The organism is Crocinitomicaceae bacterium (genome assembly GCA_016708105.1).
Taxonomy (GTDB): Bacteria; Bacteroidota; Bacteroidia; order Flavobacteriales_D; family Crocinitomicaceae; genus JADJGJ01.
This window is the reverse complement of sequence record JADJGJ010000001.1, coordinates 1-11,559: the sequence shown is the minus strand read 5'-3', so window position 1 is coordinate 11,559 and position 11,559 is coordinate 1. Positions and strand designations below refer to the sequence as shown.

Sequence of the window (11,559 nt, the reverse complement as noted above, 5' to 3'; positions counted from 1 at the left end):
TGTGAAAATTTCAAAATGACGTAAAATTCAAGAGGCAGATATTTTATACCTTTGTAACAAGGTGAACAAAGATTCTGTACATAGTAAAATCAATCAACTGCCGGTATCAATCAATGATATTCGCGATAAATATTTTGACGATTTACCCATGACAGATGATGAAAAAACTGCGTTAAAAAACTACGACCGTTACAGAATGGAGTATCTGAACGCGGCAGAAAATGAAGATGTTTTTGAGAAAAGATATCTTGAATTACAAGCTAAGGCAAATCTATCACCATATACTGATTTTATATCCCTTGAAAATCTACAATTCTGAATTATTCCCAGTTGATTACAAACTCTTGTTGCTGTTCAGTTTCCACGGCGTCTTGTCCGCGAATTGATCTCACGTATTGAATAGCTTCTTCTCCGCTTTTGCCTAGATATGCTTTTGCGTAAACAGCCATTACTGTTCCACTGCGACCCAAACCACCCACGCAATGCACCAATACATTTTGCTTAGACTTTACGCGCTTGTGCAGCCAGGTGAGAATAGATTTCATTTGCTCAGGCTCAGGCAAGCCGTAATCCTGAATGGGAGAATGCAACACTTCAATACCCGCTTCATCAAATCTTGTTAATAAGGCGGGCACATTATACTTGTTCAGCTCTTCCTGTGATACAAGTGTAACCACATGGGTAATTTCATTGTCTGCAATTTTTTTCATGTCTGCCTCTAGATCAACTCTGCCGGGTAGTGGAGATATAGCAACAAAACTATTCTTCATTGGGAATTTGTACACATCAAATGGATTATTCGTTTGATTTTCTTTTGCGCATGCGCTCATATAAAAACTGCACAGCAAGACAAGACAAACGGTAATTAGTTTTGAACTCATGACGCCAAGTTACAAATTTCAGCGCAAAAAAAAACCTCTCTCGCCAGAAGCAAGAGAGGTTTTAATATCTGATTATTCAATTATTTTTTTGAAACAACCATTTGTTTAGTCATTGTGTCGCCACCAATTGTGAATGTGTAGAAATATACACCTTCAGCCATATTAGAAGCATCAACAGTTACTGTGTAGCTACCTGCAGCCTGGTTACCAGGAACGATAGTTTGGATTACTTTTCCGGTTACATCAGTGATTGTTACAGTTACATAAGCACCTTCATTCAATGTATAAGCAATAGTTGAAGTATTATTGAATGGGTTTGGTACGTTTTGACCAATTGAGAAATTGTCTACTGTGATTTCATCAAATCCGATATCGCAAGGATCAGTCATGTCAGCACGAACAATGATAGCTTGAGGAGATGAAAGATAGAAAGCACTTCCGTCAATATAACCTAATACTGTTCCTTCATCAGTTCCTTGTGCCATATAGAAATCTACAGGGTCAGTTCCACCATAGTGACCAGCAACAATTAACAAGTCATCACCGGTAGTAACATCCAAACATGCGTTCAAAGGAATAGAAATCAACATACCTAAGTCACCAGCTTGAACTGTATAGTCATCAGTGCCTTCAACATAGATATAATCAGTACCGTCAAATTTGTACACTTGTGCATAGATCAATTGACCTTCGCTAGAACCTTCATCAGCAATACCAATTTGAATTTTTGAAATGGTAGCATCACCAAAAATTTCAAACACGTTACCAATCATTAAAACACCTTCAGGATTTGAAGATACCGCCTCAATTGAACCGCTCACATCACCATTATCACGTGAATATTCCCAGTCAGTTACTTCAATAAAACCATACATAGTGTCATTGGTTGTTACATCTTCAGGGTTGGTTTGATCTACCCAATAAGTAATGTCATAAACCCCTGTACCGGCAGCTGGCGTGAAAGTAGTAGTACATCCAACAGAATCAGAAGCACCAAAAGCCATAGAACCAGGAGTAGAAGTACCTGAATAAACTACACCACCTTTAGTAACCTCAACATTCAATTTAGCACCCGGTTGAGCAAAGGCACCTTGGTTAGTTCTTTTACCTGAGAATTCAATAGCAGTAATTTGTGAAGTTGGAATCAAATAATAATCCAACCCTGGATCATAAACAACTCCAGAACGAGCATAAACAGCAGTTAATTCTTGGTCATAGCTATACGCTTCATACAAACCAAAATCATCAACCATCCATCCGTAACCAGAACCATAAGAATCGTCACCAGATGTTTCAAACCATCTGAAACGAACTTTTACTTGTGACTGACCACCGGCAATAGTTGAAATGTTCAAAGCCACCTCATTTTGTACAGCAGGGCTGTTAGTTGCATAAGATGTGTTGATTTCAAATTGTGTCCAAGTTGATCCGTTGTTACCTGAAACTTCAACAAAAGTTTGATCAGAGTTGAAAGCACGATAACGTTGTTCAAATTTCAAAGTAACTGCAGGATAAGCTGTACAGTTAACTGCAGGAATGTATTCAAGAACTACATCTTGAGGTTCTACGTTACCTGCAAGCAAGTGCTCAACACCATTGAATCCGCAGAAACCGTTTGCCGCAGTTGATGATGCCATTGCGCCCATGTAAGAAGTAACGTCAGTTGGAGTTGATGTTGCATAAAACCAAGTGTGTGAGTTGGCATCAGCAGGCATGTTCCAGTTGGTAGATGCTGAGAAATTATCTGTTCCACCAGGGATTGGATCACCACCAGTACGGTCTTGTCCGGCGACATGCTCCTGATGAACCTGAGTTGTGTATGGTGCAATATGTTTCAGATTTGATTCAGACTGAACTTGTGCACCAGCGATACCTGCAACAAAAAGTGCAGATGCAGCTAAGTAAACTTTTTTCATTTTTCCTTTGTTTAAATGTTAGTGAGTCGTAAAAATAGGGTAAAATTGTTGAACTTCCTAATTGGATGGCTGATCTTGATTGAACGGTATCTTTTTCTGATTGAACGGTGAAATCCATGCATCAGCATCTAAATATGCTGGAAAAACTGCTCTCACTTGATTAAGCTTATCAGCATCCAGAGTTAAAATTTTCACTTGTTCGGTATTTTTTGTAGCCAGATACTCATCATTCCCCCAGGGATCAATCACGGCAGAGTCACCTGAATATGCCAAGTCATTCCCGTCTTTACCTACTCTGTTTACGCCTATGACATACACTTGATTTTCAATGGCACGTGCTTTTAATAAGGTGGTCCAAGCATAAGCTCTGCGCTCTGGCCAGTTAGCCGGATAAATAGCCAGATCATATTCAGGCTTACCTTCCAACGTGCAATTTCTTGAAAATACAGGGAATCGTAAATCATAACATACCTGCAATAAAATGCGCCAGCCCTGCAAGTGATAGATAACCCTCTCTGATCCGCCCTCAAAATATTGATGTTCACCTGCCATACGGAAAAGATGTCGCTTATTATAACTGGCTTCAATTCCTCTATCTGAAACAATTACTAAGCGGTTAAAGTATTTATTTTCTTCTTCAATAATCAAGGTGGCGCAAATTTGTGTATTATATTTTTTTGCTTGCTTGGTCAGCCATTGAATTGATTTTCCACTTAAGTCTTCGGCTAAGCTTTTTGCATCCATTGAAAAAGATGTGTTGAACATTTCAGGCAGTATGATCAGATCACAAGTTGAGCCGCTAGCTTGTTCAAGTAAATTTTCAAAGTGAGCAAAATTCGCTTCTTTGTCTTGCCAAAATTGGTTTGCCTGTATAATTGCAACGGTTAAATTTTGCATAGTTTATTAAGTGCATTGGTTAAGGTTTCTTCTTTTTTTGCAAAACAAAATCTCAATACCTGATGATCTGTCTGATCTTCATAAAAAACACTCACGGGTATTGACGCAACTCCAATTTCACGCGTCAACTTTTCTGCAAAAGATACATCATTCATTTGCGCAATAGAAGAATAATCACATAGCACAAAATAGGTTCCGTTACAAGCAAGCGGTTTCAATTTGGTGTTTTGCAAACCATTTAAAAAGAAATTTTTCTTGTCTTGATACATCACCGATATACTTTCAAGTTGAGCATGATGTGTGAGGTAATGTTGTATGGCATATTGCATGGTATTATTCACACAAAAAACATTGAACTGATGAACTTTTCTAAACTCAGTTGTTAATGATGGTGGTGCAATACAATAGCCGATTTTCCAACCGGTGACATGCAGTGTTTTTCCAAAACTAAACATCACAAAACTGCGCTGTCTAATAATTTCATTTTGAAGAACAGAAATATGTTTTTGATCAAACCGAATATATTCATACACTTCATCTGAAATAACAAATAGCTGCGGATGCTTCAGTAATAATTTTTCTAAACTATTCAGATCTTCCAATGACCAGACAGAGCCAGTTGGATTATGCGGATTATTTACAACAATCACTTTTGTTTTAGCTGTAATTTTTTGTTCCACTTCATGCCAATCAATATGAAAGCTTGGATAAACCAAATTCAGGTGAACGGGCACACCACCAAAAACACGTATTGCGGGATCATAACAATCATACGCCGGATCAAAGAGAATCACCTCATCACCCGGTTCAACCAATGCACCCAAAGCCGTAAAAATTGCCTGAGTTGCTCCGGCTGTTATAGTTATTTCACTCTCAGGTTGAATAGCAATTTTGTATCTGTTGCCCGTCAATTGAGCAATAGTGGTGCGCAAATCTAACCTACCGGGCATAGGTGCATACTGAATTTGATTTTCTTTCATTGCCCTTTCAACGGCAGGCAATAAATTTGGGTCAGGTTCAAAATCAGGAAAACCCTGTGATAGATTGACTGCTCCGCATTCATTCGCCAGGCCTGACATCACGGTAAAAATAGTGGTGCCTACTTGTGGTAATTTTGATTTCATCTCTTTCTTATTCTTTTTGGTTGATGGCAACAGGAATATTGCCTGCGATGCCACTGCTAGTTATCACGTCTTTCAAACAAGATATCAAAGTCTAATTTAATTAACAGCATGTGCAAGTTAGCGAATCGAAATCATCGTTATTTAGAATTGTTCTAAATATTGATTGAATATCCCGAAAACACCATGTAAATTTGCAGAAAAAAAGATTCTCTTGTTTAATATAGATGACATACGAGCACAATTTCCGATTCTCAGTCGGCAGGTTGGTAAGTATCCACTGGTTTACTTTGACAATGGAGCAACTGCACAAAAACCATTGCAAGTAATTGAAGAAATAAATCAGTATTATTCTGATGAAAATGCCAACATACATCGCGGGGTACATTTCTTGAGTCAACTTGCAACAGAAAAATACGAGCAGGCTAGGAACACTATACAGCAATTTATCAATGCACACCATGCGCACGAAATAATTTTTACCTCAGGCACAACCGGAAGTATCAATTTAGTTGCTTCATCTATTGGAAAACTACTTAACCCCGGCGATGAAATTATCATTACCCAAATGGAACATCACTCCAATATTGTTCCTTGGCAAATGATAGCAGAAGAAAAAAATCTGAAGTTGAAATATATTCCCATCACACCTGGTGGTGAATTGGAATTAAAAGCACTTGATGAATTAATAACTGAAAAAACAAAATTGATTTCAGTTGTCCATGTTTCTAATTCGCTGGGCACAATAAATCCTATTGAGCAAATTATTGAAAAAGCGCACAAAGTTGGTGCTTGGGTAATGGCAGACGCAGCACAGTCAATTCAGCATGAGCCAATAGATGTACAAAAATTAGATTGTGATTTTTTAGTTTTTTCCGGACACAAAATTTTTGGACCAACCGGCACAGGAATCTTATATGGTAAAGAAAAAATACTTGATCAATTGCCTCCCTATCAAGGAGGGGGAGACATGATCAAAACAGTTACCATGGAGAAAACCACCTATAATGAATTGCCGCACAAATTTGAAGCAGGCACGCCTCATATCAGTGGAGGTATTGCCATGGCTTCAGCCATTAATTGGTTGCAAAATATTGATCGTGCGGGAGCATTATCGCATGAGCAAAATTTGCTTAAAAAAGCTACGGATGAAATTCAAAAAATTGAAGGCATTAAAATCTTTGGAACCGCAAAAAGTAAAGCAGCAATTCTGTCTTTTCTAATTGATGGCACTCACCCATACGACATTGGAACACTATTGAATCAACAAGGCATTGCCGTAAGAACCGGACACCACTGCACTCAACCCGTAATGGATTATTTTGGTATACCCGGAACCATCCGAGCATCCTTTTCATTATACAATACTGCAGACGAAATTGATTACTTCATCAAAGCCCTTGACAAGGCTGTAAATATGTTGCGCGGATGACTCTGGCTGAAAAAGAAAAAAGCATTATTGATGATTTCTCTGTCTATTCTGACTGGATGGAAAAATATGAATACATCATTGAACTGGGTAAAGATTTGCCCATGATTGATGCACAGTATAAAACAGACGATAATATCATCAAAGGATGTCAATCAACCGTATGGCTGCATGCCGAAAAAAAAGATGGAAAAATAGTTTACACGGCAGATGCTGACGCCATTATTACAAAAGGAATGATTGCTTTATTGATCTATGCTATGTCAGGTGAAGAACCTGATACCATCATCAACGCAAATTTGAATTTTATAAAAGAAATTGGATTACATGAACACCTTTCACCAACCCGTTCCAATGGATTATTAGCTATGGTGAAACAAATGAAAATTTACGCACTTGCATTGAAAATGAAATCATGATTATTTCAGACGAAACAGGTATGGAAACAGAAGATAAAAAAGAGCTGGAAGGTTTAATCATCACAGCACTAAAGGAAATTTACGACCCTGAAATTCCGGTAGATATTTTTGAGCTCGGTCTCATCTATGAAGTAAAAATAAAAAATGATGGTTATGTTGAAATTGACATGACCCTCACTTCACCAAATTGCCCGGTGGCTGAATCATTACCGGTAGATGTGAAATCTAAAATAGAAAGTTTGCCGCAAGTTACTGAGTGCAAAGTAAACATTGTTTTTGATCCACCTTGGACTAAAGACATGATGAGTGAAGAAGCTCAGCTTGAATTAGGATTTTTATAATCCAAGATTAAACAATGGAAAAATATAATTTGCAACCCGAAAATATATCTTCAAAATTCCTTTGCTAAATCTGAGATAATCAATTTGCCTGCAATACTATTTTTTTACTCTCAGCAATTTCATTTTTACATATGACTGACAGAATATAAATTCCATCTGTTAGCTCAGGTTCAATGCGGGTACTACCCGTTGTTGTTTCAACGTATACTACTTGACCTGCAAGGTTGGTAATGATCACTTGATATTCATCTTCACGTTTTGTTTCCACATTGATACTGCGATTGAAGCTGAAAATAAAAAACGGCTCATCGGTAATGGCAGAATCTTCCAATTCTACGGTTTCCATTTCTGCATCATTTTCTCCTTCAATTTTCAAATATGCGCATTCAATCAATCCATCATTTTTAAAACTCACGTTTACTACAATTTTCACAAATTCATGCCCTGATTCATTGAGGTATTCACCTTCATAATTAGATTGATCCGTTTTAACAGCAGTCCACTCTTTTTCATCAGCAGAAGTATAGATATCAACCCCGTTAACAGCGCAATTTTGCAAGGTTTTTACATCAAGATTAAAATAGAGATGGGCATATTCACGCAGGGCAGAAATTTTTCTTGTGAGCGTGATGTTGTAATCACCTCCTGCAGCAGAATAAAATGAAACCGTTTCTTCAGAAAAATTTACTTCAGAAAACACTTTATAAGGGGCAATGCTCCAGCCGTTGAAACCGTTTCCGGTGTTGGTTCCACACTCAAGCAAAATATCTTTCCCTTTGGCTGACCATGCCGCACAGAGCATTAACAGCAACATACCTCCTCTTCCCATAGCACCAGTTTGTTTAAATAACTCTGCAAGTAAAAGAAGTTACACCAGATGAAAATAATTTTAAAAAAATTCAAGAATTAACCGACTCTTTTTGTTCAGTGTCAACCGGTTTTTTGAAGAAGGTGCGATATCTAAAAATGATAAGCAAAACACCAACTGAAATTGCAGCATCAGCAATATTCCAGATAGCGCCAAAAATTTCTTTGCCTGCCATTGATTTTGGCATGAAATCAGGCCACACCAAAGTAAAGCGGAACATGTCCACAACGCTACCCAATAAAAATCCGGTGTCACGCAAAACGGGTTTTCCAAACTCGTCAAGCATCACCTGATCATTACTATCCAACTCATAATTCCAGGTCACATCAGGATCTAATGGAAAAATAAAATCATAGAACATGCCATCAATCAAATTGCCGGTGGCACCAGCAAAAATAAGTGCCATACAAAATATCAGTCCTTTGTGTACCTTGTTTTCACGAATGTGTTTGAATAAATACCAGGCAATAACCACAATAGCAATTAATCTGAAAATAGACAAAACATATTTTGCCCAAACACCTGAACCCAGCGTGGTACCAAACGCCATACCGCGGTTTTCAATATAATACATTTGGAAAAATCCTTTGATTACATCTACATCTTCATAGGGATAAAAAGATGTTTTCACCCAGACTTTAACCAACTGGTCAATGATTAAAATCGCGGCAATAAGAAGGATAATTTTTCTACCCAGTGTCAAGAGACTATCCTTGTTGGTTTTTTGCGTCAATGCTCAGTGTTGCGTGCGGCACCAATTTCAAACGCTCTTTGCTGATGAGTTTTCCGGTTACACGACAAATTCCGTATGTTTTATTTTCAATACGTACCAACGCATTTTGCAAATTCTGAATGAATTTTTCTTGACGAGATGCCAATTGCGCCATCTCTTCACGTGACATAGTTTCAGAACCATCTTCCATCATATTGAATGAACGACCGGTATCATCTGTTCCGTGATCATCACTATGGTCGAGTTGTCCTTTAAGCAATGCAAGATCTTCTTTTGCCTCTACCAATTTCTCTTCAATAATCTTTTTGAACATTGTCAAATCCTTGTCTGAATATCTAACTTCTGCCATGGTTCTTTTTTTTAAGGAAGGCAAATATAGCTATTTAAACTTTTGAAAACACGACCATTTAAAAAAACAAAAATATTATATAAACCTGATTTGATGCGGCTTACATCAGGTTACAGAAAAATAATATTCAAACTACTTGAATAATTCAGTCATAACCCGTCCCTCAGAACCATCTATAGTGAAACCCATTAATTCACCAATGGTAACCGGAATATCAATAAGTTCAGCCGGAGTATCAAGAATTACATTTGATTTAAAATCGGGACCGTAAGCAAAGAAGTTAATATGACGACATCCTTCACAATTATCACCGTGAGAAACAAAACCATCTTTGTGTCCATCTAAATGCCGGCCATGATCATTTGTTACAAAAATGGTTGTTTTATCCTTGTAGAACTCGTTGGTTCTTAAAAACTCAAACACCATATAAATGTAATTGTCTGAGAGTTTTGTGGCGTTAAGGTATTTCTCCCAATTATTTCCATGACCCCATGAATCAGGTTGCTGAAAATTGATCAAAACCAACTCAGGGTGTTCAGTATCCAGAATGCGAATTGAGTTTTTAAACGTGACATCATCACCGCGATAACCGGTGTACAAACCATTTACACCGCAGTCAGAATATGGGCGATATTTTCCTTTCCATTTTTTATTTTTACAATCTGTGAGAATAGCTAATTTATCTTTACTGGCAATGACATACGCTGCATTGCGTTGTTTACTGGTTGCTTTTAACCAATATTGAAACATGGAAGGATTTTTCGGGAATTCCAATCCATTGTTTTTGATGTTTTGATAAATACCCGTTGTAATTGCCGTGTGCCCCGCGTTGGTATAGGTTGGTCCATTATTTCTGAAAGCTGTTGAAACAATACCCAGAGGCGCCATATCATTTGCCATGTGTGGAATATATTGATGCGTAGTATCACCCCAAGTTTCTGTCCACCTTGGTCCGTCCATCACCATTACAATGACGTAGCGTGTTTTATACTTTGTTGTGTCTGTTGAAAAAGCACTTGCTGAGGAAAGCAATACCAAAAGAAATAAAACTACATTCCACCGGTTTTTGAATTGACTAATCATTGTCTTCATGTTATCCATATTAATGCTGAATAGTAAATTTCATGTTCAGCACGATTCTTGTACAAAAATATCAATTAAAATCAAGGAGATGCGCAAGAAGATGAGGTGCTGATTAAAACAAAGCTGTTGACGATTTGAAACCATTACCACAAAAACCGTTCTGAATAAACTTTTACTTTGCAGTTCAATGAGTAGGACATTCTTAATTTCTATTTTTATTTTAACTTGCACTGCACATGCGCAAATGCTTGACAATTCTCGCTTACACGCATTTGAGGGCAAGCCTGAATTCAATCGGACTTTCATTATGTCCAAGGGAATAAAATCAATTTTTTGTACCTACTCCAGCAAAGCAGACAATGACGTGATCAGACCGGAAAATCAATCTGCCTATTATAAATTTAATCGCTTCGGTGAATTGACATTTGAATACAAAACCTATTATGGTGACACCGTTTATACACTCTACGTTTATGATGAACGCAGCAATTTAATCATCAAAAGCTCGGCAGATAAATATGGTTTCTTTTCTATACATCACACCTATGATGCTTCAAACCGAATTACCTCAACACAACACCGTGCGCAAAGTTTCACAAATCAAGATAAAACCAATTACATTCCGCCTGAAGAAACTGTAAATTTCAAAGAAAAATATACGTATACTGAACTCAGCGACTCCAGCTACATTAAACACTATCACAATTCAGCCAATGAAATTTACAAGAACGAGTACTATTATCTTGACCATAAAAAAAGAATAACAAAAACCGAATCTTATCCAAAATTAGGCTCAGGAAAAGAGACTACTGAAATTGATTACAATAATGAAAATCAAATTTTGTCACGTGCATCACAAAGCAGCTACATGGGAAATTACGCATCTAAATATACCTACGCGTATGATGAAAATAAAAATATCTATTCTATGAATTATTATGAGGGTGATGTTTTTAAAACTGAATTTCAATTTGTGTATGACAGTGAAACCAATTTGCTCACAGGCATTATTTCACGTGATAAAGGAAGTAACAGCATGATGATAATTCAATTTGATGTTGGGAGTTGGTATTGAAATAAAAGAATTATTGATCTCACTTATTACCAACAACTATCCCCAAGTATTAGCAGAACTCTTGAAATAGATTTCGCAAATTAAAATCCGGATTAAAACAATAAAAACTAATTCAATTCAATGCTCATACAATCATTAGGACCAATGGTAAAAGTACCAAAGGAATGTAAATTGCCAAATTGGTCACGTGCGGTCCATGAAATAGTTTTTGATTTTTCAGAACCCATGTTCAAGTCAAGATTAAAATCGTCACCGCCGCAATCAGGGCCGGGTGTCCAATTAGCGGGGTCAATAGTACCCTGAGCAACATCATCAAAATACATGGTCAGTATTTCAACCCCGCCCCATATCAGCGTATTTGACATGCTTTCCTTGAACCAAAATGACACTCTGGTTTGGTAAGTGCAAGTTCCGTCATCTTTTTTTGCATCAGCGGTATAATTGACA

General features: G+C 37.3%; 14 protein-coding genes. 5 read left to right on the top strand and 9 right to left on the bottom strand.

Annotated elements, in window-relative coordinates:
• Positions 1–61 precede the first annotated feature (61 nt).
• Positions 62–319, top strand: a complete 258-nt coding sequence (locus tag IPH66_00070; GenBank protein MBK7127746.1) for a hypothetical protein — start codon at positions 62–64, stop codon at positions 317–319.
• Between the two features lies 1 nt (position 320).
• On the opposite strand, the gene IPH66_00065 is transcribed toward IPH66_00070, so the two are convergent.
• From IPH66_00065 to IPH66_00050, 4 genes are all read right to left on the bottom strand, one after another.
• Positions 321–881, bottom strand: a complete 561-nt coding sequence (locus IPH66_00065; protein MBK7127745.1) for a dual specificity protein phosphatase family protein — start codon at positions 879–881, stop codon at positions 321–323.
• 80 nt (positions 882–961) lie between these two features.
• Positions 962–2,797 (bottom strand): T9SS type A sorting domain-containing protein, encoded by a 1,836-nt coding sequence (locus IPH66_00060; GenBank protein MBK7127744.1) that lies wholly within the window; start codon positions 2,795–2,797, stop codon positions 962–964.
• A gap of 57 nt (positions 2,798–2,854) precedes the next feature.
• Positions 2,855–3,694, bottom strand: coding sequence for an amidohydrolase (locus IPH66_00055; protein MBK7127743.1), 840 nt, complete (start codon positions 3,692–3,694; stop codon positions 2,855–2,857).
• Entirely contained in the window at positions 3,682–4,818 is a 1,137-nt protein-coding gene (locus IPH66_00050; GenBank protein MBK7127742.1) for an aminotransferase class I/II-fold pyridoxal phosphate-dependent enzyme, read from the bottom strand. The genes IPH66_00055 and IPH66_00050 overlap by 13 nt, the downstream gene beginning before the upstream one ends.
• A 211-nt stretch (positions 4,819–5,029) precedes the next feature.
• On the opposite strand from IPH66_00050, the gene IPH66_00045 reads away from it, so the two are divergent.
• The 3 genes from IPH66_00045 to IPH66_00035 are packed head-to-tail and all read left to right on the top strand — an operon-like array spanning position 5,030 to position 7,004.
• A complete protein-coding gene (locus tag IPH66_00045; protein MBK7127741.1) occupies positions 5,030–6,247 on the top strand; it encodes a cysteine desulfurase in 1,218 nt (405 codons plus the stop codon).
• Positions 6,244–6,663 carry a SufE family protein gene (locus IPH66_00040; protein MBK7127740.1) on the top strand — a complete coding sequence of 140 codons (420 nt, stop codon included), beginning with the start codon at positions 6,244–6,246 and terminating at the stop codon, positions 6,661–6,663. Before IPH66_00045 ends, IPH66_00040 begins: the two co-directional genes overlap by 4 nt.
• Positions 6,664–6,683: 20 nt before the next feature.
• On the top strand, positions 6,684–7,004 hold the full coding sequence (locus IPH66_00035) for an SUF system Fe-S cluster assembly protein (protein ID MBK7127739.1): 321 nt from the start codon (positions 6,684–6,686) through the stop codon (positions 7,002–7,004).
• A gap of 79 nt (positions 7,005–7,083) precedes the next feature.
• On the opposite strand, the gene IPH66_00030 is transcribed toward IPH66_00035, so the two are convergent.
• The 4 genes from IPH66_00030 to IPH66_00015 all read right to left on the bottom strand — a co-directional run bounded on the left by IPH66_00030 (position 7,084) and on the right by IPH66_00015 (position 10,046).
• Complete coding sequence (locus IPH66_00030) at positions 7,084–7,833, bottom strand: T9SS type A sorting domain-containing protein (protein MBK7127738.1); 750 nt, start codon at positions 7,831–7,833, stop codon at positions 7,084–7,086.
• Positions 7,834–7,903: 70 nt separating this feature from the next.
• Entirely contained in the window at positions 7,904–8,518 is a 615-nt protein-coding gene (locus IPH66_00025; protein MBK7127737.1) for a signal peptidase II, read from the bottom strand.
• 61 nt (positions 8,519–8,579) lie between these two features.
• Positions 8,580–8,954 (bottom strand): TraR/DksA C4-type zinc finger protein, encoded by a 375-nt coding sequence (locus IPH66_00020; protein MBK7127736.1) that lies wholly within the window; start codon positions 8,952–8,954, stop codon positions 8,580–8,582.
• 132 nt (positions 8,955–9,086) lie between these two features.
• Positions 9,087–10,046: a sulfatase-like hydrolase/transferase gene (locus IPH66_00015; GenBank protein ID MBK7127735.1), complete on the bottom strand. Its 960-nt coding sequence runs from the start codon at positions 10,044–10,046 to the stop codon at positions 9,087–9,089.
• 178 nt (positions 10,047–10,224) lie between these two features.
• Here IPH66_00015 and IPH66_00010 point away from each other — a divergent pair, with 178 nt between their 5' ends.
• On the top strand, positions 10,225–11,112 hold the full coding sequence (locus tag IPH66_00010; protein ID MBK7127734.1) for a hypothetical protein: 888 nt from the start codon (positions 10,225–10,227) through the stop codon (positions 11,110–11,112).
• Between the two features lie 107 nt (positions 11,113–11,219).
• Here IPH66_00010 and IPH66_00005 read toward each other — a convergent pair.
• Positions 11,220–11,559 (bottom strand): hypothetical protein (locus IPH66_00005; GenBank protein MBK7127733.1); only part of this gene is annotated, 340 nt, incomplete at its 5' end.

Excerpts from the sequence above, each read along its gene's own strand:
- IPH66_00060 (MBK7127744.1), bottom strand. The coding sequence starts at position 2,797 with ATGAAAAAAGTTTACTTAGCTGCATCTGCACTTTTTGTTGCAGGTATC.
- IPH66_00035 (MBK7127739.1), top strand. The coding sequence starts at position 6,684 with ATGGAAACAGAAGATAAAAAAGAGCTGGAAGGTTTAATCATCACAGCA.
- IPH66_00010 (MBK7127734.1), top strand. The coding sequence starts at position 10,225 with ATGAGTAGGACATTCTTAATTTCTATTTTTATTTTAACTTGCACTGCA.
- IPH66_00055 (MBK7127743.1), bottom strand. The coding sequence starts at position 3,694 with ATGCAAAATTTAACCGTTGCAATTATACAGGCAAACCAATTTTGGCAA.
- IPH66_00015 (MBK7127735.1), bottom strand. The coding sequence starts at position 10,046 with ATGAAGACAATGATTAGTCAATTCAAAAACCGGTGGAATGTAGTTTTA.
- IPH66_00065 (MBK7127745.1), bottom strand. The coding sequence starts at position 881 with ATGAGTTCAAAACTAATTACCGTTTGTCTTGTCTTGCTGTGCAGTTTT.
- IPH66_00020 (MBK7127736.1), bottom strand. The coding sequence starts at position 8,954 with ATGGCAGAAGTTAGATATTCAGACAAGGATTTGACAATGTTCAAAAAG.
- IPH66_00040 (MBK7127740.1), top strand. The coding sequence starts at position 6,244 with ATGACTCTGGCTGAAAAAGAAAAAAGCATTATTGATGATTTCTCTGTC.
- IPH66_00030 (MBK7127738.1), bottom strand. The coding sequence starts at position 7,833 with ATGGGAAGAGGAGGTATGTTGCTGTTAATGCTCTGTGCGGCATGGTCA.
- IPH66_00050 (MBK7127742.1), bottom strand. The coding sequence starts at position 4,818 with ATGAAATCAAAATTACCACAAGTAGGCACCACTATTTTTACCGTGATG.